The following is a 24,905-nucleotide window of genomic DNA, read 5'->3' as shown; positions in this document are numbered from 1 at the left end:
GTTTACCGCGCGCCCTCTGGCCACAGCACAACGCGGACCGTCTGAAGCAGGATCAACAGGTCGAGGAAGGGCGAATAATTTTTCGCGTAGTACAGATCATATTCCAGCTTCACCCGCGCATCCTCGACCGAGGCACCATAGGGGTAATTGATCTGCGCCCAGCCGGTCAGGCCGGGCTTCACCATATGGCGTTCGGCATAATAGGCCAGTTCGCGCTCCAGTTCCTCGACGAAGGCCGGGCGTTCGGGGCGCGGCCCGACAAGGCTCATATCGCCCTTCAGCACGCACCATATCTGCGGCAGTTCGTCGATGCGCAGCTGGCGGATGATCCTCCCGACGCGCGTGATGCGCGGATCATTTTCGCTCGCCCACACCGCCTGCCCGGCGGCCTCGGCATCGGTCCGCATCGAACGGATTTTGATGATGCTGTAGGGCTCGCCAAACAGGCCGACGCGCGACTGGCGATAGAATATCGGACCCTTGCTATCGAGCTTGACCGCGATCCCGGCGACAAGGATCAACGGCAGGCCGATCACCAGTACGGCGAGGCTCGCGACAATGTCGCACAGGCGTTTGACGACCTTGGAAATCCGCTGCTCCGCCGAGAATCCGTCAGAAAAGATCAGCGCGCTCGGGTTGGTGGTCGCCAGGTCGACACGGCCCGTTTCGCGCTCGATAAAGCTTGCGATGTCGTTGACATGGACGCCCGTCGTCTTGACGCGCAACAGGTCGGTCAGCGGCAGCGCGCCGCGTCGTTCCTCGACCGCCAGCACGACCTCGCTAACGCCCAGTTCCACGACATGGTCGGACAGGCTGTCGATTGCACCGCGCGGCACCGCGTTTTTCAATGTTTTTTCCGTCGACGACATGGCGACAAAGCCCGCCATGACCAGCCCGCTGCCCGGCTCGTTCGCCAGCTTTGCCAGTCGCGCCGCGCGCGGCCCGGCGCCCAGCACGAGAATGCGCCGCCGGAATGCTGCGGCGCCCGCCGTTTGGGTCAGTATGAGCCGGATCAGGAACAACGCCGCGATCGCCAGCCCCATCGCGTAAAAGCTGTTCGCGCGCCACAAGGTCGCGGTGGGAAACAGAAAGCCGACGACCGACAGAAAGATCACGCCCAGCGACACCGCAGCGAGCAACCGTGCCGTCGCAAAGCCCATCGAGCGCAGCGCCTCGCCGCCATAGAGACCGATCGCCATCATCGCGAGCGAATTGGCGACGGCAAAAGTCGCGAGCAGCAGACCGCGATCGGCGAGCCGCCCGGCGTCGAAACCGGCCTGATAGGCATAGAGGTGCCACGCTACTTCGGCCGAGCCGAGCAGCGCGAGAAATTCGATCAGCGCCAGCCAGACGACTGCACGCGGGACATAATGTTTGAATAGTCTGATCATCGGAAAGCGTTGCGCCCTTTCGGGCAGCCATAGTAGGTTACAGGGGTGAAGTGTCGGTTAATTTTACACTTCCTGTATCTCGCTCGCCCGGAGGGAGGCCCGACGCCGCAAGAGGATCGACCCAACGCCATGACCGCAACAATATTACCCGTCATCCTGTGCGGCGGCGCCGGAACCCGGCTTTGGCCCGAATCGCGCGGTACGCGCGCCAAGCAATTTCTGCCGCTGACCGGCAGCACCAGCCTGTTCGAGCAGACCGTCGCCCGCGTACCGGCGGGTGCGACTTTTCACGCGCCGGTCATCCTGTGCGGCGACGCGCATGTTCCCTATGTCCGCGAACAAATGGGACAAGCCGAAGCTTCGCTGCTGGTCGAGCCGATGCCGCGCAGCACCGCCGCGGCGATCGCGCTGGCCGTCGCGCGATCCGACGCCGACACGCTGCTGCTCGTCATGCCCAGCGATCATGTCATCACCGACGTCGCCGCCTTTCATGCCGCCATCGCCCAGGGCGCCTTCCTCGCGCAGCAGGATTGGCTCGTCACTTTCGGCATCACCCCCGACCGTCCCGACACCGGCTTTGGCTATATCGCCGGCGGCGCACCGCTGGACGACAAAGGTTTCGCGGTCAGCCGCTTCATCGAAAAACCCCCGCTCGCCGACGCAGAGGCGATGCTGGCGGCGGGCGGCTATAGCTGGAACGCCGGTATCTTCCTGTTTCGCGCGGGCCGGATGCGCGATGCGATGCTCACCCATTGCCGCGCGATCTTCGAGGCCGCCGATCAGGCTGTCGCGGCGGGTAGGCACGATGGCGACGCCTTTTACGCCGACGCCATCGCGTTCGAAAAGGCACCATCTGATTCGATCGACTATGCGGTGATGGAAAAGGACGATCGCGTGGCCGTCGTCCCCGTTCAGATGGGCTGGTCCGACCTTGGCAGCTGGCAAACCGTCCACACGCTCGCAGCGGGCAAGGACGCCGACGGCAATGTCGCGGTCGGCGACGTGTTCCTGCATGAAAGCCGCGGCAATCTGGTCCGCGCACCCGGCAAGCGCGTGTCGCTGGTCGGGATGGAGGATATCGCGGTCATCGTCGATGGCGACGATATACTGGTGATACCGCTTGCCCGGTCGCAAGATGTCCGCGCGGCAGCCAAGGCGCGCGAATAAGCCTGTGGCGTCGCACCGGTTCGCCGATGCCCCGCTCGGGCTGCTCGATCATCACCCGCACGAACTGCGCGCGCGTCATTGCCACGACGACGCGTTTGTCGCGATCGTGCTGGAGGGCGGCTATCAGGAAGCCGGCGATGAGGGCCGCTTCGACGTCCGTCCCGGCGACGCGCTGATCCACCATCCCTTCGAATCCCACCTCGATCGTGTCGCGGCAAGGGGTGCGCGCGTGCTTGTGCTCGATCTGCCCGCCGAACTTGCAGCAAACCCGCAAGTGCGCGGACGCGTCGACGATCCCGACACGCTCGTCCGCCTCGCCGCATGCGACCCGCGCAGTGCCGCCGCGGCCTTCGCCGAACAATTCGTCGCACTTCCCGACCGGGCGCAGGACTGGCCCGACCTGCTTGCGCACGACCTGCGCGGCGGCGAGCCGATCCAGCTCGGCGAATGGGCCGAGCGCGCGGGCGTGCGCGCCGAAACGCTGAGCCGCGGCTTCCGCGCCGCCTATGGCTGCACCCCCAAGGCCTATCGCGCCGACGTCCGCGCCCGCGCCGCGCTCGCAGCGATCCGCTCGGGCGCCGAGGCGCTCGCCGACATAGCGCACGGCCTTCATTTCACCGATCAGGCCCATATGACCCATGCGGTGGCACGGCTCAGCGGGGCACCCCCGGGCGCATGGCGCCGGGGTCAAATCGATACAAGACTCGGCTGACGCCACCGCGTAGCATTCGGACAACACACTTTATCGGAGACGATCATGCTCGACCGCCGCACCCTCATCGCCACCCTCGCCGCGACCTCCGCCCTCGCGGGCATTCGCAACCCCGCGGCTGCACTGACCGGCGAGGCGGCGAACAGCGAAGGTACGCGACTCACCGCCATCTACGAGCGCTTCTATGACCGGATGATCGACGAAAGCCCCGAATTTGCGACCGCGCTCGGGCTCGACAAAGGCGCCCGCCTGCCACTCAAAGCCCGGCTCGACGACCGTTCGCCCGCAGGAATCAAGCGCGGCCATCAGCTCTATCGCGACGGCCTTGCCGAGCTGAAAAAGATTGATGCGTCAAAGCTTTCCGGGATGGACCTCGTCAATTACGAAACCTTCCGCGGTCCGTGGGAATATTTCGTCAAGGCGTACGACACCTTCGACTATGGCCTCCACAGCTGGCCCGAGCCCCATCCGGTAACCCAGCTGTCAGGCACCTATCGTTCGACCCCCGACTTTCTCATCAACCAGCACGGCATCGCGAACGCCGCCGATGCCGAAGCCTATCTCGCGCGCTGCGCCGATTTCGCGGCGCAGCTCGACAATGAAACGGGCCGCATCAAGGCCGATCATGCCAACGGCATCATCCCGCCCGATTTCGTCATCGACCGCACGCTCGGCCAGTTCGATCGCATCTGGGCCCCCGCCCCCGACGCCAACGGGCTGACGAAGAACCTCGCCGCGAAGACGAAAGGCATCCCCGGCGACTGGGCCAGGCGCTGCGCCGCCATCGTCGAAGGCAAAATCTACCCGGCGATGCGCCGGCAGGCCGGAGAACTGCGCGCGGCGCGCCCGCGAGCGACGCACGACGCCGGCGTGTGGCGCCTGCCCAAAGGCGACCAATATTACGCCTATGCGCTACGCTACGCGACGACGACGGGCATGTCGGCCGAGGAAGTGCACAAGCTCGGGCTCGATCGCGTCGCCGATCTGAGCGCGCAGGCCGACGCGATCTTCAAGGCGCAGGGGATGACGAAGGGCAGCGTCGCCGAACGCATGCGCGCACTCGGTAAGGACCCGCGCTTCCTCTATCCCAACACCGACGAGGGCAAGGCGAAGCTGATCGCCGAGCTCAACAACCAGATGCAGGCGATCCAGGCGCGGCTGCCCGAGGCTTTCGGCCGCCTGCCCAAGGCGAAGGTCGAGATCCGCCGCGTCCCCGCAGATATTGAGGACGGAGCGACCGGCGGCTATTATCAGATACCCGCGCTCGATGGCTCACGCCCCGGCGCCTATTATATCAACCTTCGCGACACCGCGGAAAACCCCAGCTGGACGCTGCCGACGCTCACCTATCACGAGGCGTCGCCGGGCCATCATCACCAGATCGCGCTCGCGCAGGAGGCCGAGGGCATTCCGCGCCTCCGCCGCCTCCCTGCTTACTCGGTCTATACCGAGGGCTGGGGTCTCTACGCCGAGCAGCTCGCCGACGAAATGGGGGTCTATGAAAACGACCCGTGGGGCCGTCTCGGCTACCTTCAGTCCTATATGTTCCGCGCCGCGCGCCTCGTGGCCGATACCGGACTCCACCACTTTAAATGGACGCGAGAGAAGGCTATCGCCTATTATAACGACACGCTCGGCACCCCCGAACCGTCGAACGTCACCGAGATCGAGCGCTATTGCGTGTGGCCGGGCCAGGCGACGAGCTATATGGTCGGCCAGACGCGCTGGGTCGCAATCCGCGAGAAGGCAAAAGCCGCGCTCGGCACCAAATTCGACCTCCGCGCCTTCCACGACACCGCGCTGTCGGCGGGCGCGATGCCAATCTCGGTGCTCGAATCGGTCATCGACCGCTGGGTTATGGCGCAAAAGGCCTGATTGAACGGCATAGCACACGCCGCTTTGATCACCCCGGGAACCGCTGACCGGCCTCAATCCCCCGCAAAGTCGAACGCGCTCACCCCGCGTTCGCCCTCGCGGAACCGCAGCGGGCGGCCGAGCGGCGGCATCGAGCGCTGGACGCATCCGGTTCGCGTGCAGCGGCGACAGCCGAGCCCGATCGGTGTCGCGGGGCTGCGCATCAGGTCGATCCCGCGCGCAGCGATCAGTGGCGCGGCGATCTTGGCATCGACTCCGACGCACACGGCGAAGCGCGCCGGCGTACCGCTGCCGGTCGCGCCGGGGGCGGCGACCGAGCGCGACTGGGTGAACCAGCGCGATCCGTCTTCGAGTTCGACGAGATCGGCGACCACCTCGCCGGGGCGGGCGAACGCCTCGTGAACGCCCCATAGCGGGCAGCGCGCATCGCCATCGACGAGCGGCGACTGACTCGCCCCGGCATAGCGTTTGCTGCCCTGCCCCGCGCGGTCGATCCGGAGCATGAAGAAGGGCTGTCCGCGCGCGCCGACGCGCTGAAGTGTCGTCAGCCGGTGCGCGACTTGCTCGAAGCCCGCACCAAACCGCCGCTGGAGCAACAGCAGGTCGTAGCCCGTGGCGTCGCACGCGCGCAGGAAGCGGCTGTACGGCATCATTAGCGCGGCGGCGAAATAATGGATCAGGTGGCGCTCGAACAGGCGCGCGGCGGCGGCCTCGGCAAATTCGGCGCCCGCGACCAGCGCGTCAATCTCGGCCTTTGCCTCGATCTGCGCCAGCGTTGCCGCGGCCTGAAAGGTGCGCGACGCGGGGCGAAGCAGTTCGTTGAGCATCAATTGCCGCGCGTGCCAGTCCAGCCAGCGCAGCCGGTCGGGCATCACGTCGCTGGGCAGGATGCGGATACCGAGCTGGTGGCGCGAGCGCAGCCGTTCGGCGATCGTGCCGTAAAGGTCACCGCCCGCGAGCCGCAGCTCGTCGGCCAGTTCCTCGGCGCGCGCGTCGAGATCGGCAAAATGGTTGCGCCATTTCTCGATCGCGCGGCGCACCGCATCGACCTCCGGTGCTTCGGCGATTGCCGGTGTCGTCGCGGCATCGCCTGCGCGATCAAACAGGCGTGCGAATGCAGCCGCAGTCGCGGGCGCGGTCTGTAGCCACTCCTCAACCTCCTGCGCCCCGATCCCGAGGTCGGCGAAGCGCGGGTCGGCGAGCCGCCGACGCAGCCCCGCGAGCCCCCCGGGCACCTCGTCGGCGCCGAGCTTCGCCGCGTCGAAGCCGAAACGTTCGGCCAGCCGCACAATCACCGTGGCGCTGAGCGGGCGCTGGCTGTGCTCGATCAGGTTGAGGTAGCTGGGCGAAATGTCGAGCGCATCGGCCATCGCCGCCTGCGTCAACCCCGCCTCGCGCCGCACCTTGCGCACCGCCGGTCCGGCAAACACCCGTCGCTCCGCCATGATTTGTAACTTTCTTTACTAATTTACACGCCATTTTGCACTTATACGCCATATTTCACAAGAATAATTGACAAAGCTTTTCACTTTTGGCGCGATGAGCGGCAAATCATGTCCATCACCTCCAACGCCCCACGGGGCGCAGCCAAGGGACAAGACGATGGGCTACCAAGAAGACATGGCGCAATCGGGCCGCCTGATCCGCGACTATGACGGCACGTGGGACGGCATCAGCGCCGAAAGCATCGCCCGCATGCGCGCCCAGAACAAGTTCCGCACCGGCCTCGACGTTGCACGTTACACCGCCCGCATCATGCGCGCCGACATGGCCGCTTATGACGCCGACCCCGCGAACTACACCCAGTCGCTCGGTTGCTGGCACGGCTTCATCGCGCAGCAGAAGATGATCTCGATCAAGAAGCATTTCGGGACCGTCAAGGGCCGCTATATCTATCTCTCGGGCTGGATGATCGCGGCGCTGCGCAGCGAATTCGGCCCGCTTCCCGACCAGTCGATGCACGAAAAGACCAGCGTTCCGGCGCTGATCGAGGAAATCTACACCTTCCTGCGTCAGGCCGATGCCCGCGAACTCGGCGGTCTGTTCCGCGAACTCGACGCCGCACGCGCCGAGGGCGACGAACTCAAGGCGAAGCAGGTTCAGGCGAGCATCGACAATTATGAAACGCACGTTGTGCCGATCATCGCCGACATCGACGCAGGCTTCGGCAACGCCGAGGCGACCTATCTGCTCGCCAAGAAGATGATCGAAGCCGGCGCCTGCGCGCTCCAGATCGAAAATCAGGTCTCGGACGAAAAGCAGTGCGGCCATCAGGACGGCAAGGTCACCGTGCCGCACGAGGATTTCATCGCGAAAATCCGCGCCTGCCGCTATGCCTTCATGGAACTGGGCGTCGAAGATGGCATCATCGTCACCCGCACCGACAGCCTTGGCGCCGGCCTGACCAAGCAGATTGCCTTCACCAAGGAAGCCGGCGACCTGGGCGACCAGTATAACAGCTATCTCGATTGCGAAGAGGTCGAAGGCGCAGGCAATCCCGGCGACGTCCTGATCAACCGCGACGGCAAGCTGATGCGCCCGAAGCGCCTGCCCTCGAACCTCTATCAGTTCCGTTCGGGGACCGGCGAGGACCGCTGCGTCATGGATTGCATCGCCAGCCTTCAGAACGGCGCCGACCTGCTGTGGATCGAAACCGAAAAGCCGCACATCGAACAGATTGCCGGCATGGTCGATCGCATCCGCGAAGTCGTCCCCAATGCGAAGCTCGCGTACAACAACTCGCCGAGCTTCAACTGGACGCTGAATTTCCGCCAGCAAGTCTTTGATGCGTGGGAGAAGGAAGGCCAGGACGTCAGTGCCTATGATCGCGCAAAACTGATGAGCGTCGATTATGACGGCACCGCGCTCAGCGACGAAGCCGACAACCGCATCCGCACCTTCCAGCGTGATTCGGCGAAGCGGGCGGGGATTTTCCACCACCTCATCACCCTGCCGACCTATCACACTGCGGCGCTGTCGACCGACAATCTCGCCAAGGAATATTTCGGCGACGAAGCGATGCTGGGTTACGTCAAGGGCGTCCAGCGCGCCGAAATCCGCCAGGGCATCGCCTGTGTGAAGCACCAGAATATGTCGGGCAGCGACATTGGTGACGATCACAAGGAATATTTCGCCGGTGAAGCTGCGCTGAAGGCGTCCGGCAAGGACAATACGATGAACCAGTTTGCGGCCTGATGGCTGACTGAAGAGATCGGTGCAGGGGGCCTTGCTAGCCCGGCACCTCCCGAGCTTTCCTGGGGAGGAAAGCCTGTCCGTCGGAAGCCTCACGGCTTTCGGCGGACATTTTTTTGGCGTTTCCCGGTCCAGTTCAGACCAGTTCGTAAACCGGATTGTCAAATCTGCGCTTGCCCATAGCGCGCGACGCGGGCATTATGTTGCAATGCACAACCTATTCACCCTCTCCCCCGGGGCGATCACATCATGAGCGATACCCGCCTGAAACTGATGGAAGCCATCGCGCGCCGACGCACTGTCACCGCGCAATATAACGGCAATGTCATGGAACTTGCACCGCATCAGATGTTCGAACGCCGCGGTGACCTGTTCATCAGCGCCTTGAATCTGAACAAGAACTGGCGGTCGCCGGACGAACGGAAGCTCGGACATTTCAAGCTCGACGGCCTCGCCGCGACGGAGTTGAAGGAAGACACCTTCGACCCGCTGCCCTCGTTCGAACCCGCAGCGCCGCACGAAGAAGACACGCTGCTTCTCGCCATCTGAACGACCAAACGCCCGCACCTCGAAGAGATGCGGGCGCCTGTCGTCAGTCGTGCGCCGCCGCAGAAGCCTCGTCGCGCGTGCTGACCAGCGACCAGATAACGCCGCCCGCGATCAAGCCAACGGTTACGCCCAGGCTGATCAGCGGCGGAAATTTGTCGCCGCCCAGGATGAAGTCGGCGACGAAAATCTTCGACCCGATGAAGACCAGCACCAGCGCGAGCGCATATTTCAGATAATGGAAACGGTGCACCATCGCGGCGAGCGCAAAGTAAAGCGCGCGCAGGCCGAGGATCGCCATGATGTTCGACGTATAGACGATGAAGGTGTCGGTCGTGATCGCGAAGATCGCGGGCACGCTGTCGACCGCGAACACCAGGTCGGCGAGGTTGATGACGACCAGCGCGAGGAACAGTGGCGTCGCCGCGAGCGCGAGCTTCCCCGTCTTCCTGTCTTCAACGCGCACAAAGAATTTCTCGCCATGCAGATCCTGCGTGATCGGAATGTGGCGCGACAGAAATTTGACCACCGGATTGCCGGCGACGTCCATCGGCTTGTCGCTCGCGAACAGCATCTTGATGCCGGTGAAAACGAGGAAAGCCGCGAAGATATAGAGCAGCCAGCCATATTCGGTGACCAGCGCCGCGCCGCCTGCAATCATGATGCCGCGCAGCACGATCACTGCGACAATGCCCCACAGCAGCGCGCGATACTGATAGCGCGGGGGGATGGCAAAGGTCGCGAAGATCAGCGAAATGACGAAGATATTGTCGATCGACAGCGCCTTCTCGATGAAGAAGCCGGTGTAATATTGCAGACCCGCTTCGCCGCCCTTGGCCACCCAGATCCAGGCCCCGAAAGCGAGTGCGATACTGATATAGAGCGTGGAGAGCTTCAGGCTCTCCTTGATCCCCATTTCCTTGTTTTCCTTGTTTAATATACCAAGGTCAAAAGCGGTGAGCGCGACGACCAGCCCGATGAAGGCCAGCCAGAACCAGGCTGGCGTTCCCAGCCAGTCGGCAAACAAAAATTCCATAAAATTATCCCTGACATGCGCCGAGAGCGCCGCCCCTTGCAGGGCAGCGTCCCGATCGTCGACTATATTGAATTTAGCGGGCGAACGCCGGGCGCAGAACCGGCTTCATAAGCCGCTCCTTGACCATGCGCTTCAGCGCCTTGAGCCGCAGCAGGCGGAACGGATCGGTACCGCGCCGACGCATCTCGCGGCGCAACGCATCGTCGATCTGATGATGCAGGACGGTCAGCCGGTAAAGGCGGGAATTGAGAGTCATAAAGGGCCTCCTGATTGAAAGAATCAAGCAGGTGACGCCGATGCCGTGACCCTGAAACAGGGGGGAGATGGGCCGCAGAGCATCGGTGTCACCCGATGCGGTCCGACATCACGTGGCGGGAAATATCCCGCCGACGCCAGAGGGGCCCGGCCCGCATAAAAAGGATTTAGGATGCGGCCTGTCGGGTTTCAAGCCTTTGCCGAAACAAAGATTCTCATGCTAGCCTGTCATACAATCGCCCTGCCGCCTGCCGCGAAGGAAAACAGATGTCCGTCCTGATCGACCATGATGGCCCGGTGACCATTGTCACCATCGACCGCCCCGCGAAGCGTAACGCCGTCGATCCCGTCACCGCAGACGCGCTGCGCGATGCCTTTACCGCCTTTGCCGCTGACGAAACCGCCCGGGTCGCGATCCTGACGGGCAGCGCGGGCCATTTTTGCGCCGGGTTCGACCTCGGCGCGGTCGGGGAACGACGCTATGATCCCGACGGACCCGGGCCGATGGGGCCGTCGCGAATGCTGATCGAAAAACCGGTCATCGCCGCGGTCGAGGGCCATGCCGTCGCCGGCGGTCTCGAACTCGCGCTTTGGTGCGACCTGCGTGTCGCGGCCGAAAGTGCAGTATTCGGCGTCTATTGCCGGCGCTGGGGCGTACCGTTGATTGACGGCGGCACCGTCCGCCTGCCGCGCATCGTTGGCCAGAGCCGCGCGCTCGACATGATCCTGACCGGCCGACCGGTCGCGGCCGACGAAGCCCAACGCATCGGGCTGGCCGATCGCGTCGTGGCTGATGGCAGCACGCTGACCGCCGCGATCGAACTGGCGAAGCAGATCGCGGCATTTCCTCAGCTTTGCATGAACAGCGACCGGTTGAGCGCCTATCGTCAATGGGATTTCGATATCGAAGGCGCGCTCGGATATGAAGCCCACGCCGGGGTCGCGCCATTGCGCGAAGGCGCCGCGGCGGGGGCAAAACGCTTTACCGGGGGTGCGGGACGCGGCGGGAGCTTCGCAACCACAACGGAATGAAGCATTCGGGGGAGAGACGAAGATGAAGATATTGTTTGCCGCCACGCTGGCCGCCCTGCCCTTGCCAATCGCGGCTCAGGCAGCTTCGCCCGACATTCCGGCCGCCATCTATACCGATCCGCCTGCGAACAAGGCGCATCCGGCCGCGATGGAGGTCGTTCACATCCCCAGCGGCGGGGTCGAGATCAACAGCGTCGTCTATGTCGCCGAGGGTTCCGGGCCGCATCCGACAGTCATATTGTGTCACGGCCTTCCCGGCCTCGAAAAAAATCTCGATCTTGCCCAAGCGATGCGGCGTGCGGGCTGGACCGTCATCACCTTCAACTATCGTGGATCGTGGGGCAGCCCCGGCGACTATCGCTTCACGCAGAATCTGGAGGATGCGGATGCAGTGCTCGCCTTCGCCCGCAGCCCCGCCAACGCGGCGAAGCTGCGGATCGACCCGAAACGGCTCGTCGTCATCGGCCACAGCATGGGCGGCTGGGTAACCGCGTTGACGGCGGCGCACGACAAAAGCCTGCTGGGCGCTGCCATGATTTCGGCCGGGAATATGGGGATGATTGGCGCATTGCCGCGCGATCAGGCGGCCGGATTGCTTCGCGGCAATGGCATGGAGGCGCTCGCCGGAACGACGCCCGAGATCATGGCCGACGAGATTATCGCCAACAAGGACCGTTTCGATTTCGCAAAAGCTGCGCCGCAGCTTTTGCAGACCAACCTCTTCGTCCTGACCTCTGGCGACGGGTTCGCGGGAATGAGCGACGCGCTGAGCGGGGCGATCAAGGCCGGCGGCGGCACGAAGCTCAAGACGCTCCACGTTGCGACCGACCATAGCTGGTCCGACGCGCGCATCCGCCTGCAAAGCGAAATATTGCGCTGGCTCGCGACGCTGAAATAGCGCCTATTTCGGCATCAGCTTCATCGTCATCACGGTCAGCGCCTCGGTCGCAGTCGAGATGACTGCCGGGGCATCGGGCGCCCAGAAGGGCGAATGGAGGCTCGGGAGCGTCTTGCCCGATTTCTGCGCCGCGTCATATTCGGCCTGCGGAACGCCGCCCACCCAGATGATCAGGCTTTTGATGCTCGGATCCTCGCGCACGAAGCGGCCGAAATCCTCGCCGCCCATCACCGGCGGGAGTTTGACGACGCGCTTGTCGCCGAACTGGCCTTTGAGGAGACCCGCCATATCCTCAGTGAAATCGGGGGTGTTGAAGGTCGCGGGCGTATATTCGTCCTTCTGGACGCTCACCACCGGCATCCGGTCTTCGGGCATCCCGGCGGCAATCGCCTCGCCTCTCGCGATGCGCGCGATACCGTCGAGCAAATGATTGCGCACCTCGTCGGTATAGCTGCGAACGGTCAGTTGCAGTCGTGCCTCGTCCGAAATGATGTTGTGCTTCGCCCCCGCGTGGAAGCTGCCGACGGTGACCACCGCGCTGTCGAGCGGGCTGATTTCGCGCGACACCAAAGTCTGAAGCGCCCCGACGATCCGGCTCGCGAGCACGATCGGATCCTTCGTTGCCTGCGGATAGGCACCGTGCCCGCCGACGCCCTTCACCAGAACATCGACGCTATCGACATTGGCGAGCGCATAGCCCGGCGTATAGCCGATCTGCCCCGCCGGAAATTGCGCCGCATCGTGGAACGCCAGCGCATATTGCGGCTTGGGAAAGCGTTTGTAGAGCCCGTCCTCGAGCATCATGCGCGCACCCGCGCCGCGTTCTTCGGCGGGCTGGCCGATCATCACCAGCGTTCCCGACCATTTATCCTTGTTCGCCGCCATCCGCCGCGCGACGCCAATCCACGCGGTCATATGCGTGTCATGGCCGCAAGCGTGCATCACGCCGGTGTCGACACCTTCCTTGGTCGTGACGCGCACTTTCGACGCACCAGCCAGCCCGGTCTGCTCGGTCACCGGCAGGCCGTCCATATCGGCGCGCAGCATGACAACGGGACCGGGGCCGTTCTTCATCACTGCGACGATCCCGGTGCCGCCGACTTTCTCGGTCACCTGAAACCCCAGCCTGCGCGCTTCGGCGGCAAGAATGCCCGCCGAGCGTATCTCCATGAAGCTGAGTTCAGGGTTGGCGTGAAAATCATCATAGATTTTCATCAGCGACGGCATGTCCTTCTGGACCTCGCCACCGATCGTCTGCGCCGCCACAGGTGCTGCAAAAGCCAGCATCGCCGCACCCGTCCAGAAAAGCCGCATAGTCGTCCCCCTTTTATCCGGTCAGCTTGCCGGCACCAATTCGATCACGTCGAGCAAGGATTCATAGGCAGGCGCGGGGAGCGTCAGCCGCCACCGGTTGTCGCCGATCCGTTCGATCAACCCCGCCATGTCGCGCATCCGGTCGCTGCCGTAATTGACCGGCATCGACTCATCGCCCAGTTCCAGCGTGCCAAGAAAAATCTGCCGCTTCAGATCGTCGGGAAAGATCAACCCGATTGGGCGTTGCGACCCTGTCACCTTGGTCAGGCTGTAGATTCCCTGCTCGGCCGACACGCGGCACTGGAACCAGCCATAGGCGACATAGGCCAGCACACCATTACCCTGCGCCCCGAGCTTGATCGTACGGCAGCGATAATCGCCCGCCGGCATATGCGGATTGGGCAGCGCCGCGAGCGGCTGAAGCAGCGCGCCCTCGCGATCGATTTCGGCGCCATGCCCCTTGGCGCGCGCATCGGCGAGCGCGGCTTCCCAGCTTTTGTACCAGTTACGGATCCGCAACCGGTCCTGCTCGGTCGCGGTCCCCCGCCACGTCCCTTCGGCCGGCGGTGCATCGACCGCCGATGGCGGCACCGGTGACGACGCCGTCTTGCACCCCGCCAGCGCCGGCACCGTCAACACGGCAAGGAATATCGATTTGCGACGCCACATCGTCCGTCTCTCCTGTCCGGTCTGGCGGTAACCTTAGGAGCGCAAACGACAATGCTCAAGGCGGGGGCTCAAGGCGGAGCGCAAGCCGCGGGATTATTGCGCCGTCCAGCCGCCATCAACCGACAGATTGGTGCCGGTAATCGCGCTCGCAGCATCGCCGCACAGGAACAGAGCCAGCGCAGCCAGTTGCTCGACCTGGACGAACTGCTTTTGCGGCTGCTTGTCGAGCAGCACGTCATTGACGACCTGATCATAGGTCAGGCCGCGCGCCTTCATCGTGTCAGGGATCTGGTTTTCAACCAGCGGCGTCCAGACATAGCCCGGGCAGATGTTGTTCACGGTAATGCCCTGCGTCGCGACCTCGAGCGCAACGGTCTTGGTCAGCCCGGCGATCCCGTGCTTGGCCGCGTTATAGGCCGACTTGTAGGGGCTGGCGACGAGGCTGTGCATCGACCCGGTGTTGATAATGCGGCCCCAGCCCTTTGCCTTCATCGCCGGCAGCGCCGCCTTGGTCGTGTGAAAGGCGCTCGACAGGATGATCGCCAGCACTGCGTCCCATTTGTCGTCGGGGAATTCGTCGATGGGCGCGACGTGCTGGATGCCGGCATTGTTGATCAAAATGTCGGGCGCACCCAACTGCTCGCCGCACGCCGCGACCATCGCGCGGATCTCCTCGGGCTTGCTCATGTCAGCGCCGTTGTGCGCGGCCTTGCCGCCGTTGAGCGCGCCGAGGTCTTCAACCATCGCCGCGATCGCGGCGGCGTCACCGAAACCGTTGATCATCACCGCCGCTCCGGCCTCTGCCAGCGCCTTCGCATAGCCGAGCCCGATGCCCGAGGTGGAACCGGTGATGAGCGCGGTCTTGCCTTGAAGTTGCATATGATATTCCTTTCGGTGGGAGAGTGTCAGATCAGATATCGAGGCCGGGCTTGGGCCGCAGCCCCTCCGATTGCACGGCGAAGCTGCCCGAGCGCCCCTCGGCGATGCTTTCGGCGAGCAAGTGGCCGTCCTTCATCGCGGCCTCGACCGCGGCGCGGCCCAGCGCCCAGTTGGTTTCCATCGTCGCGCGCGAAAACTCGAAATCACGCGCCCCCGTTTGCCATTTGGGCGGCTGGTGGATCAGCTGGACGAGGTTCAGCGCCTTGCAATCGACCATTTTGCGCACCGCCTTGACCTCGGGCAGGTCGGTGAACTCGGGCGGCAGCTTGTCCAGCATCCGGTCGATCAGCCGATGCTCCTTGCGCCGCCGCACCAGCCCGTCGGAAATGCGCCGCGTACGGCTGGAATAGCGAATATCCTTCTCGCGCGACCAGGCCTCTTCCATATCGTGCGGTCGCTCGCCGCGCGCCGGGAACAGGTCGACCTGAAACACCAGCATATCCTCATGCGCCGCCTCGACGACATGTTCGAGCGGGGTGTTCGACACGAGGCCGCCATCCCAATACCAGATGCCGCCGATCTCGACCGGCGGCAGCCCCGGCGGCAGCGCCCCCGACGCAAGGATATGCCGCGCATCGAGCGTTTCGATTTTCGTATCGAAATAGCGGAAATTCCCGGTCTCAACCGCGACGGCGCCGACCGACAGGCGGACCTTGCCGTTGTTCACCCGGTCCCAGTCGACCAGCCGGTCGAGCGTCTTCACCAGCGGCGCGGTGTCATAAAAACTGACGGCTTCGGGCGTCTGGCGCGGGGCGAATGCGGGCGGCAGAAAGCGCGGGGTGAAGAAACCGGGTACGCCAAAGGTCGCGACTTGCCCCGCCGCCGCGAGATGCGTCCATTCGCGCAGCAGATCATTGTCGGCCATCGGCAGCGCCGGAAGCGCCGACGACACGCCGTCCCAGAATTCGCGCATTTTCCCGACCGCCTGATCGCGCTCGTTCCCGGCGATGATCGCGGCATTGACCGCGCCGATCGAAATGCCCGCAACCCAGTCGAGTTCGATGCCGAGTTCGATCAGCGCTTCGTACACGCCGGCCTGAAACGCGCCGAGCGCGCCGCCGCCCTGCAGGACCAGCACGACGAGGTCGGGTAGCGGCAAAGCGGTGGAAGCGGCGCGACGGGGCATGGACTCGGGTGTTCCTCTTTCAGCGCGGGGCTGTTTGGTGCACCGCAGCACGCCCGATTGCAATGGCTCGTTGCATCGAAGCCTCTTCCAATTGTCCGGCGCTGCTGTCACAACCGGGCCGGTACAGATTTTCAGCTCCGGGAGACTCCCCATGCGCCTCGACGATTATGATCCCGGCGACGATATTCGCGATCTTGGGCGCGGGGGTGGCGGTTTTGGCGGCGGTGGAGGCGGCGGCGGCATGGGCGGCCTGCTTCTCGGCCTCCTCCCGATGCTGCTCGGCCGCAAGATGGGTTGCGGGACGATCCTGCTTCTCGGTGCAGCGGCTTTTTTCCTGCTCGGACCCGGCGCCAATATGTTGAGCATGGGCGGCGGCACCGCCGACCCGGCCGCCGACAGCCGTGGCGGTGCCAATGTCGCCTGCGATACGGCATCCGAACGCTTTGCCTGCAACGTCTTCGGTTCGACCCACACCGTATGGGAAGGCCTGATCAGCGGGTATAAAAAGCCGACGCTCAATTTCTTCACCGAATCCAACCGGTCGGGCTGCGGCGCGGCGCAATCGGCGATGGGGCCCTTTTATTGCCCCGCCGATCAGGGCGTCTATCTCGACACGAGCTTCTTCCGCGAACTCGAAACCAAATTCGGCGCGGCAGGCGACGCGGCGCAGGCCTATGTCATCGCGCACGAGGTCGGCCACCATATCCAGACGATCAGCGGCATTTCCAACCAGGTCCGTCAGGCGCAGCAACGCGCCTCGCAAGCCGAGGGCAATGCCTTGCAGGTCCGCATGGAGTTGCAGGCCGATTGCTACGCCGGGGTCTGGGCCGCGCGCGCCAAAAACAGCGCGGGCCAACCCGTGCTGGAGCCGGGCGATATGGAAGAAGCGATGCGCGCCGCCAATGCGATCGGCGACGACACGCTGATGCGTTCGGCGGGCCAGCGCCCGGTTCCTGAAAGCTTCACCCACGGAACCAGCGAACAGCGCATGACCTGGCTGCGGCGCGGCCTGCAATCGGGGGATCCGCGCCAGTGCGACGCGTTCGCCACCGCGATCTGATCGCGGCGCTGGCGGCGCTTCTCGTCGCTCAGCCTGCATCGGCGCAGATACTCTATGTCGAAGCCGGGCGGCTGATCGATGGCACGACCGATCAGGTGCGCACCGGTCAGTGCATCACGGTCAAGGATGAACGCATCGCGGCGGTCGCCCCCTGTGGCCAAACGCCTGAGGGCGCGACGCGGATCGACTGGTCGGGTTTCACCGTGCTACCCGGGCTGATCGACCTCCACACCCACCTCGCCGACCTGGGCCAGAGCGCCGATCTGGCCGCACCGATCAAGGCGTCGCCCGCCGAAACCGTGCTCGTCGGCGCGCGCAATGCGCGGGTGACGTTGAACGCGGGGTTCACCAGCGTCCGCGACGTCGGCACCTATCGCGGGCTGACCGATGTGACACTCCGCAACGCGATCGAGCGCGGCGACGTGCCGGGGCCGCGCATGTGGGTCGCGGGCGCCTATATCACCATCCCCGGCGGCGGCGGCGAATTGAACGGGATTGTTCCGAACGACCAGCTCCCCGCCGATATGCGACTGGGCGTCGCGGCGACGCCCGGGGAAGCGGCAGCGAAGACGACCTTCCTGCTCGACCATGGCGCCGATTTCATCAAGACGATCGCGACTGGCGCGGTGCTGGCGATCGGCACCGAACCCGGCGCGCCCGAACTCACCGAAGAGCAATTGCGCGCGGTGGTGAAGGTCGCGCATGCCCGCGGCAAGAAAGTCACCGCCCACGCGCATGGCGCAATCGGCATCCGCAATGCGATCAACGCCGGGGTCGACAGCATCGAACATGCGAGCCTCGCCGACGAGGCGACGCTCCAGCTCGCGAAGAAGCATGGCACATGGCTCGCGATGGATATTTTCAACGGCGATTACATCAACGATATCGGCACCAAGGAAGGCTGGCCCGAGGAATATCTGCGCAAGAACCGCGAGACGACCGACACCCAGCGCGCAGCGTTCAAGCGCGCGGTCGAGCTGGGCGTCAACATCGGCTTCGCAACCGACGCGGGGGTCTATCCGCACGGAATGAACGCACGGCAGTTCGCCTATATGGTCCGCTATGGCATGACCCCGATGCAGGCGATCCGCGCCGCGACCGGCCGTGCGGCCGAGGAAATGGGCCGCAACGACATCGGTGCGGTCGTACCCGGCCGCTTTGCCGACCTGATCGCAGTGAAAGCCGACCCGCTCGCCGACATCAGCGCACTCGAAAAGATCGACCATGTGATGAAGGGCGGCGCGCTGGTGCGGTGACCGTCGCCCGCGCAGGGGCGACGAACAGTTGAAACTGCCCCCAGCATCGCTAAAGCCGTTTCATGCGTAACCTGATCCTGCCCAGCGCCATCGCGCTCGCCGCCGCCCTTTCCACCCCCGCTGCCGCCCGGCCGATGACCGAGGTCGACCTCGCGACGCTGAAGCGCGTCGCCGCGCCGACTGCGTCGCCCGACGGGCGCTGGGTCGTGTTTCAGATGACCGAGACCGCAGCCGGGACATACAAGCGCTCGACCGGTCTGTGGCTCGTCGACAGCAAGGCGAAGGACGCCAAGCCCGTTGCCATCGCCGATGCTGCGGGCAAGAATGAAACCAGTCCCGCCTTCCACCCCGACGGCTCGCTCTATTTCCTCTCCGACGCATCGGGTACCAATCAGATCTGGCGCGTCGATCTGAAAGCCACAGGCGCGGCGGCCGCGCAGGTCAGCGACACCAAGGCCGACGTCGAGGGCTTTAAAATCTCCCCCGACGGCAAGCGCCTGCTTGCCTGGGGGGATATCGCCAAGGAATGCACCGACTTTGGCTGCGACGCCAAGGACAAGGGCGCGCTCGTCGGCCCCGGAACCGGGCGCCTGTACAAGGATGGCGCGGGCTTTGTGCGCCACTGGGACCATTGGGAAACCCCCGGCACCTACAGCCGCCCCTTCGTCTTCAACCTCGATGGCGGCAAGGCAACCGCAGCGCGCCCGGTTGACGGCGGCCTTGTCGGCGACAGCCCGTCGAAGCCGTTCGGCGGCGGCGAGGAACTCGCGTGGGGCGGCGACAGCCGCACCGTCTTTTTCACGCTGCGCAAGGCCGACCGGAACGAGCCGACCTCGACCAATCTCGATATCTACAGCTGGCTGGTCGACAGCCGGATGATGCCGCAGAATTTGACCGCGGACAATCAGGCGACCGACACCCTCCCCACCCCCTCGCCCGACGGCAAATGGCTCGCCTATGCGGCGATGGCGCGGCCGGGTTATGAGGCCGACCGGCAGGTGCTGATGCTGCGCGACCTTTCGACCGGCGAGACGCGCAAGCTGACCGATGCGTGGGACCGTTCGGTTGCCTCGATCGCATGGGCGCCCGACGGCAAATCGCTCTATGTTACCGCCGATGACGTCCTCGATCATCCCGTGTTCCGCGTCGATGCGGCAAGCAGCAAGGTCGAGAAGGTCAAGGCCTCGGCCGAACAGTTTGACGGCAATATCGGCGACGTTACCCCGTTGCCCGGCGGCGCCCTGCTCTATTCGCGCAACAGCGCGCTCATGCCGACCGATCTCTATGTCCGCGACGCCAAGGGCAAGGTTTCGCAGCTCACCAGGGTCAATGCGGCACAGCTTGCCGAGTTCGACCAGGTCGAGATCGACCGGCTGCAATTCGCTGGCGCGAACAACGACAAGGTCTGGGGCATGATCCTCAAGCCCGTCAGCCCCGTCCAGAAGCTGCCGGTGGCCTTCATCGTTCACGGCGGACCGCAGGGCAGTTTCGGCAACAGCTGGTCGACGCGCTGGAACCCCCGCCTCTTCGCGCAACAGGGATATGGCGTCGTCACCGTCGATTTCCACGGCTCGACCGGCTATGGTCAGGCCTTCACCGATGCGATCAACAAGAATTGGGGCGGCAAGCCGCTGGAAGACCTCAAACTGGGTCTCGCTGCAGCGGGCAAGCAGGACATGCAGCTCGACATCAACAATGCCTGCGCGCTCGGCGCCTCCTATGGCGGCTATATGATGAACTGGATCGCGGGCCAGTGGACCGACGGCTTCAAATGCCTCGTCCAGCATGATGGCGTGTTCGACCTGCGCGCGATGGCGTTCGAGACCGAGGAATTGTGGTTCGACGAATGGGAACATGGCGGCCCGTGGTGGGAACGCAGCGATCCCGAAAAATGGAACCCGGTGAATCATGTCGACAAGTGGAAGACCCCGATGCTGGTGATCACCGGCGAAAAGGATTTCCGGATTCCTTACAGCCAAGGCCTCGCCGCCTTCACCGCGCTCCAGCGCCGCGGCGTCGAATCCGAACTGCTCGTCTTCCCCGACGAAAACCACTGGGTGCTGAAGGGCGCGAACAGCGTCCAGTGGCACCGCACGGTGTTCGACTGGATGGGCAAGCATCTGAAGAAATGACCGGCCGCGAGGGGCGGCTGACATTTCCGTAATAATATTTCCCGCCCGGCAGGCGGGAAATTACGCGCAATATTTGGCGAAATACGCCTTCAAGCCATCGGTCGACGATTCGGGAAGCGGCGCGTTCAACGTTCCGCTTTTCCCGTCGATCGTCTTGACCGTCGCGGTCAGAACCTTGGCGTTCACGATGGCGTCGCGAAATGCAACCGCCTGATCGGGAGCGATGTTGAAGCTGGTGCGCGAGAATTGAATCGCACTGAACGGCGTATCATCAACGCGGACTTCCATGGTGCCGCGTTGCTTGTTGCTCGAATCATATGCCATCTCGAACGGCACATCGATCGATGCGCCCCATTGCTGGTTGCTCGGCCCGCCCCATTTTGCGGGGCAACGCAGCGTCACGCGCGAATTGCGGAACGCCATCGGGCCTTCGTTGGGAAGCTGTGCGAAGGTCACCATCGCCGAACCCTGAAAGCTGTCAGCGCCGCCGGGGGTCGGTGCGGTGATCTGCCAGCGCTTGCCCGCGATAATGTCACCGCCGCCGGCCAGCGCCGCAAGACCGGCAAGATCGCCCTTGCCCTTGAACCCGAGGGCGGCATAGCAGGCCAGCTTGGCCTGGTCGTCAGCGATCGCGACGCAGCCCGCCAGTTCATGGCCCTGCGCCGAAATGACGCGCGCAACGGTATCGAACGCCGCCGGAATCTCCTGCTGCTCTGCTGCGCCGATGATGCCGGCGTCCGCATTGTTGTTCGCGCCACTGGTTTCCGCCTTGTCGCAGCCGCTCAACGAAAGCGCTGCAAGGACCCATAGCCCGGCAATCGCGCGCGCCTTCGTTGCCGGATATGGTGATGCGTTCATCGAGACAATGTGCATATGCAATCTTCCCCGGGGTTATTACAGTTTTAACAAGGGGATACGCTAGGGCATGTTCGACGCTTTGCAAAGCGCCGCCGCCGGATGCGCTTCGATACGACAGGAAAGCGCTAACCCCCTTGCCGCGCCGCACCATGGCTGGCAAAGCGCGGCCATTATGCCGATGGAAAAAACATTCGATCCCGCCGCGATTGAGGCGAAATGGGCCCATGAGTGGGAGAGCCGCGGGCTCTTCCGTCCCGAGCGTCCCGATGCCGTCCCCTATACGATCGTCAACCCGCCGCCGAACGTCACCGGCGCGCTGCACATCGGCCATGCGCTCGACAATACGTTGCAGGATGTACTCATCCGGTACGAGCGGCTGCGCGGCAAGGATGCGCTGTGGGTCGTCGGCATGGACCATGCCGGGATCGCGACGCAGATGGTCGTCGAGCGCCAGCTCAACGAAAAGCAGCAGAAGCGCACCGATTTCACCCGCGAAGCCTTTGTCGACAAGGTCTGGGAATGGAAGGCGGAAAGCGGCGGACAGATCACCGGCCAGCTCCGCCGCCTCGGTTGTTCGATGGACTGGTCGCGCGAGCAGTTCACGATGGACCCGCATTTCACCGAGGCCGTGGTCAAGGTATTCGTCGACCTGCACAAACAGGGTCTGATTTACCGCGACAAGCGGCTGGTGAACTGGGACCCTGCGCTCAAGACCGCAATCTCGGACCTCGAAGTCGAATCGCACGAAGTGCCGGGCCATATGTGGCACTTCAAATATCCGCTCGCGGGCGGCGAGACCTATACCTATGTCGAGCGCGACGTCGACGGCAATGTCGTGCTGGAGGAAGAGCGCGACTATATCGCGATCGCCACGACGCGTCCCGAAACGATGCTCGGCGACGGCGCGGTCGCGGTGCATCCCGACGACGAGCGCTATCGTCCGATCGTCGGCAAATATTGCGAGATTCCGGTCGGCCCCAAGGAACATCGCCGCCTGATCCCGATCATCACCGACGATTATCCCGATCCCCATTTCGGCTCGGGCGCGGTCAAGATCACCGGCGCGCACGACGAAAACGACTATGGCGTCGCGCAGCGTAATGGCATTCCGATGTACCGCCTGATGGACGAAGTTGCAGCGATGCGCGCCGATGGTCCGGCCTATGCCGAAGCCGCGGCGCGCGCGGTCGAGATCGCCAAGGGCGCAACTGCGACCCCCGCCGAAATCGACGCGCTCAACCTCGTGCCCGAGGAATATCGCGGGCTCGATCGGTACGAAGCACGCAAGCGCGTCGTCGCCGACATTGATGCCGAAGGCCTGATGGTCAAGGTCGAGGACAAGCTGATCATGCAGCCGTTCGGCGATCGCGGCGGCGTCGTGATCGAACCGATGCTCACCGACCAATGGTATGTCGATGCCAAGACACTGGCGCAGCCGCCGATGCAGGCGGTGCGCGACGGCCGCATCAACATCGTCCCCAAGACCTGGGAAAAGACCTTCTTTAACTGGATGGAGAATATCCAGCCGTGGTGCGTCTCGCGCCAGCTGTGGTGGGGTCACCGGATCCCGGCTTGGTATGCCGAGGATGGCCGGATTTTCGTCGCCGAGACCGAAGAGGAAGCGCAGGTAGAAGCCGGTGCAGGCGTCACCCTTACGCGTGACGAAGACGTCCTCGACACCTGGTTCTCTTCCGCCCTCTGGCCCTTCGCGACGCTCGGCTGGCCCGAAGACACCGACCTCGTAAAGCGCCATTACCCCAATGACGTCCTGATCTCGGGCTTCGACATCCTGTTCTTCTGGGATGCGCGCATGGCGATGCAGGGGATGCACTTCATGAACGAAGTGCCGTGGAAGACGCTGTATCTGCACGGCCTCGTCCGCGCGCCCGATGGCGCGAAGATGTCGAAGTCGAAGGGCAATGTCGTCGACCCGCTCGGCCTGATAGACCAGTATGGCGCCGATGCGCTGCGCTTCTTCATGTCGGCGATGGAAAGCCAGGGCCGCGACATCAAGATGGATGACGCGCGCCTCGCCGGTTATCGTAATTTCGCGACCAAGCTGTGGAACGCCGCGCGTTTCTGCGAAGCGAACGGCATTTCGGCGTCGACCAGCATCGACGCGCCCGCCGCGACGCTGCCGGTCAACCGCTGGATCATCGGCGAAGTCGCCGCGACCGTCGCCGCGATGGACAAGTCGCTCGCCGACTATCGTTTCGACGAAGCGGCGAACGCGATCTACAGCTTTGCGTGGGACCGCTTCTGCGACTGGTATCTGGAGCTCATCAAGGGCGCGATCGACGACGAGACCAAGGCCGTCGCCGGCTGGGTGCTCGACCAGATTCTCGTCATGCTTCACCCCTTCATGCCCTTCATCACCGAAGAGCTGTGGACAGGGCTTGGCGACCGTGCCGACTATCCGCTGATCACCGCGAAATGGCCCGAACCGGCCCCGACGCGCGATGCTGAGGCGAGCGCCGACATCGACTGGCTGATCAAGCTGGTCAGCGAGCTTCGCGGTGCGAAGTCCGAACTCGGCCTGCCGCCGGGCGCGCGCCTGACCGCCCATTTCCCGGCATCGCTCAAGGGCCGTACCGACAAGCTCGCGGCGCAGCTCGACCGCCTCGCGCGCCTCGAAGCCATCCGTTTCGATCCGGCGCCTGCCGGCGCCTCGGCGCAGCTGGTGGTCGAGGGCGAGACGATCACCGTCCCGCTCGAAGGCGTAATCGATATCGCCGCCGAACGCGACCGCCTGACCAAAGCCCTCGCCGCCGCCGCGAAGGAACGCGACGGCCTCGCCGGACGTCTGAACAACCCGTCGTTCGTCGAGCGCGCCAAGCCCGAAGCGGTGGAGAAGGCCCGCGCCGACCATGCCGCAAAGGAAGCCGAGGCCGATCGCCTGACCGCCGCATTGGCCCGTTTGGGGTAATGCGGCGTGCGGCAGCCCTGACTGTAGCTAGTGCATTGCTTTTCGCCGCCCCGCTGGCGGCGAAAAGCGCGGCTCCGCACACGCCCGCGGTGGGCAGCGCGGAACGCACCGCGATCATCCAGACGCTGCGTACGCACCCCGATTTGCGCTTCACCTTCCGCCATCTGCGCGTGTGGAACGATGGCAATCGCGCCATTGCCTATGCCGAAGGCGACAATGGCGTCATCGGCGGCTTCAGGATCATCCTGACCCGCGACGGGACGGCGGGCTGGCGCGAGGTCTGGGGCGAAGGCGATGGCGGCAGCGACAGCTGCGTCGCCGGCGCGCGGCATTATCGATGGGCAATGGAGCTGATCCGGTCCTATCATGTCGCGCCCGATGCGCTGGTTCCGGGACTCTCCTCACAAACCCGCGAGCTGGAACGCAAGGCAAAGAGCGATCCCGATCTTCAATGCGTCGGCGATCTCGAAGGCGGTCCGGCATGAACGCATTTCGGCTGCATGGAATATCACTGCCAGCCT

21 protein-coding genes are annotated in these 24,905 nt (G+C 64.3%); 12 read left to right on the top strand and 9 right to left on the bottom strand.

Annotated features, from left to right (window positions below; genetic code table 11):
- Positions 1–2 precede the first annotated feature (2 nt).
- Positions 3–1,391 (bottom strand): TIGR03013 family XrtA/PEP-CTERM system glycosyltransferase, encoded by a 1,389-nt coding sequence (locus AC1RRJ_RS05920; protein WP_493120836.1) that lies wholly within the window; start codon positions 1,389–1,391, stop codon positions 3–5.
- A gap of 129 nt (positions 1,392–1,520) precedes the next feature.
- Here AC1RRJ_RS05920 and AC1RRJ_RS05915 point away from each other — a divergent pair, with 129 nt between their 5' ends.
- The 3 genes from AC1RRJ_RS05915 to AC1RRJ_RS05905 are packed head-to-tail and all read left to right on the top strand — an operon-like array spanning position 1,521 to position 5,145.
- Positions 1,521–2,558, top strand: coding sequence for a mannose-1-phosphate guanylyltransferase (locus AC1RRJ_RS05915; RefSeq protein ID WP_493120835.1), 1,038 nt, complete (start codon positions 1,521–1,523; stop codon positions 2,556–2,558).
- A 4-nt stretch (positions 2,559–2,562) separates the two neighbouring features.
- Positions 2,563–3,270 carry a helix-turn-helix domain-containing protein gene (locus AC1RRJ_RS05910; protein WP_493120834.1) on the top strand — a complete coding sequence of 236 codons (708 nt, stop codon included), beginning with the start codon at positions 2,563–2,565 and terminating at the stop codon, positions 3,268–3,270.
- Positions 3,271–3,315: 45 nt separating this feature from the next.
- Positions 3,316–5,145, top strand: coding sequence for a DUF885 domain-containing protein (locus AC1RRJ_RS05905; RefSeq protein ID WP_493120833.1), 1,830 nt, complete (start codon positions 3,316–3,318; stop codon positions 5,143–5,145).
- A gap of 53 nt (positions 5,146–5,198) precedes the next feature.
- Here the strand turns inward: AC1RRJ_RS05905 and AC1RRJ_RS05900 are convergent, their stop codons facing one another.
- Complete coding sequence (locus AC1RRJ_RS05900; protein ID WP_493120832.1) at positions 5,199–6,590, bottom strand: helix-turn-helix domain-containing protein; 1,392 nt, start codon at positions 6,588–6,590, stop codon at positions 5,199–5,201.
- A gap of 157 nt (positions 6,591–6,747) precedes the next feature.
- Here AC1RRJ_RS05900 and AC1RRJ_RS05895 point away from each other — a divergent pair, with 157 nt between their 5' ends.
- The gene (locus tag AC1RRJ_RS05895) at positions 6,748–8,340 is read left to right on the top strand and encodes an isocitrate lyase (RefSeq protein WP_493120831.1); all 1,593 of its coding nucleotides are present in this window, start codon (positions 6,748–6,750) and stop codon (positions 8,338–8,340) included.
- 246 nt (positions 8,341–8,586) lie between these two features.
- Positions 8,587–8,886: a WYL domain-containing protein gene (locus AC1RRJ_RS05890; protein ID WP_493120830.1), complete on the top strand. Its 300-nt coding sequence runs from the start codon at positions 8,587–8,589 to the stop codon at positions 8,884–8,886.
- Positions 8,887–8,929: 43 nt separating this feature from the next.
- Here AC1RRJ_RS05890 and AC1RRJ_RS05885 read toward each other — a convergent pair whose 3' ends face one another.
- Positions 8,930–9,919: a TerC family protein gene (locus AC1RRJ_RS05885; protein ID WP_493120829.1), complete on the bottom strand. Its 990-nt coding sequence runs from the start codon at positions 9,917–9,919 to the stop codon at positions 8,930–8,932.
- Positions 9,920–9,992: 73 nt separating this feature from the next.
- Positions 9,993–10,175: a DUF465 domain-containing protein gene (locus AC1RRJ_RS05880; protein ID WP_493120828.1), complete on the bottom strand. Its 183-nt coding sequence runs from the start codon at positions 10,173–10,175 to the stop codon at positions 9,993–9,995.
- A 266-nt stretch (positions 10,176–10,441) separates the two neighbouring features.
- Here AC1RRJ_RS05880 and AC1RRJ_RS05875 point away from each other — a divergent pair, with 266 nt between their 5' ends.
- The gene (locus AC1RRJ_RS05875) at positions 10,442–11,206 is read left to right on the top strand and encodes a crotonase/enoyl-CoA hydratase family protein (RefSeq protein WP_493120827.1); all 765 of its coding nucleotides are present in this window, start codon (positions 10,442–10,444) and stop codon (positions 11,204–11,206) included.
- A gap of 22 nt (positions 11,207–11,228) precedes the next feature.
- On the top strand, positions 11,229–12,104 hold the full coding sequence (locus AC1RRJ_RS05870) for an alpha/beta hydrolase family protein (protein ID WP_493120826.1): 876 nt from the start codon (positions 11,229–11,231) through the stop codon (positions 12,102–12,104).
- A 3-nt stretch (positions 12,105–12,107) separates the two neighbouring features.
- On the opposite strand, the gene AC1RRJ_RS05865 is transcribed toward AC1RRJ_RS05870, so the two are convergent.
- From AC1RRJ_RS05865 to AC1RRJ_RS05850, 4 genes are all read right to left on the bottom strand, one after another.
- On the bottom strand, positions 12,108–13,418 hold the full coding sequence (locus AC1RRJ_RS05865; RefSeq protein ID WP_493120825.1) for an amidohydrolase: 1,311 nt from the start codon (positions 13,416–13,418) through the stop codon (positions 12,108–12,110).
- A gap of 21 nt (positions 13,419–13,439) precedes the next feature.
- Entirely contained in the window at positions 13,440–14,087 is a 648-nt protein-coding gene (locus AC1RRJ_RS05860) for a DUF4893 domain-containing protein (RefSeq protein WP_493120824.1), read from the bottom strand.
- Positions 14,088–14,180: 93 nt separating this feature from the next.
- Positions 14,181–14,966 carry a 3-hydroxybutyrate dehydrogenase gene (locus AC1RRJ_RS05855; protein WP_493120823.1) on the bottom strand — a complete coding sequence of 262 codons (786 nt, stop codon included), beginning with the start codon at positions 14,964–14,966 and terminating at the stop codon, positions 14,181–14,183.
- 31 nt (positions 14,967–14,997) lie between these two features.
- Positions 14,998–16,152, bottom strand: coding sequence for a patatin-like phospholipase family protein (locus AC1RRJ_RS05850; protein WP_493120822.1), 1,155 nt, complete (start codon positions 16,150–16,152; stop codon positions 14,998–15,000).
- A 151-nt stretch (positions 16,153–16,303) separates the two neighbouring features.
- Between AC1RRJ_RS05850 and ypfJ the strand changes: the two genes are divergently transcribed.
- From ypfJ to AC1RRJ_RS05835, 3 genes are all read left to right on the top strand, one after another.
- The gene (gene ypfJ, locus AC1RRJ_RS05845) at positions 16,304–17,212 is read left to right on the top strand and encodes a KPN_02809 family neutral zinc metallopeptidase (protein ID WP_493120821.1); all 909 of its coding nucleotides are present in this window, start codon (positions 16,304–16,306) and stop codon (positions 17,210–17,212) included.
- Positions 17,185–18,468 carry a Xaa-Pro dipeptidase gene (locus AC1RRJ_RS05840; RefSeq protein ID WP_493120820.1) on the top strand — a complete coding sequence of 428 codons (1,284 nt, stop codon included), beginning with the start codon at positions 17,185–17,187 and terminating at the stop codon, positions 18,466–18,468. The genes ypfJ and AC1RRJ_RS05840 overlap by 28 nt, the downstream gene beginning before the upstream one ends.
- Before the next feature lie 62 nt (positions 18,469–18,530).
- Entirely contained in the window at positions 18,531–20,600 is a 2,070-nt protein-coding gene (locus tag AC1RRJ_RS05835) for a dipeptidyl-peptidase 5 (protein WP_493120819.1), read from the top strand.
- A 60-nt stretch (positions 20,601–20,660) separates the two neighbouring features.
- On the opposite strand, the gene AC1RRJ_RS05830 is transcribed toward AC1RRJ_RS05835, so the two are convergent.
- A complete protein-coding gene (locus AC1RRJ_RS05830) occupies positions 20,661–21,458 on the bottom strand; it encodes a hypothetical protein (RefSeq protein WP_493120818.1) in 798 nt (265 codons plus the stop codon).
- Positions 21,459–21,630: 172 nt separating this feature from the next.
- Here AC1RRJ_RS05830 and AC1RRJ_RS05825 point away from each other — a divergent pair, with 172 nt between their 5' ends.
- The gene (locus AC1RRJ_RS05825) at positions 21,631–24,384 is read left to right on the top strand and encodes a valine--tRNA ligase (RefSeq protein WP_493120817.1); all 2,754 of its coding nucleotides are present in this window, start codon (positions 21,631–21,633) and stop codon (positions 24,382–24,384) included.
- 35 nt (positions 24,385–24,419) lie between these two features.
- The gene (locus AC1RRJ_RS05820) at positions 24,420–24,869 is read left to right on the top strand and encodes a hypothetical protein (RefSeq protein ID WP_493120816.1); all 450 of its coding nucleotides are present in this window, start codon (positions 24,420–24,422) and stop codon (positions 24,867–24,869) included.
- Positions 24,870–24,905: the final 36 nt, after the last annotated feature.

This window comes from Sphingopyxis sp. GW821-FHT12C06 (genome assembly GCF_058807415.1).
The sequence above is the reverse complement of the archived record's forward strand: the minus strand, read 5'-3'. Positions and strand labels throughout refer to the sequence as shown.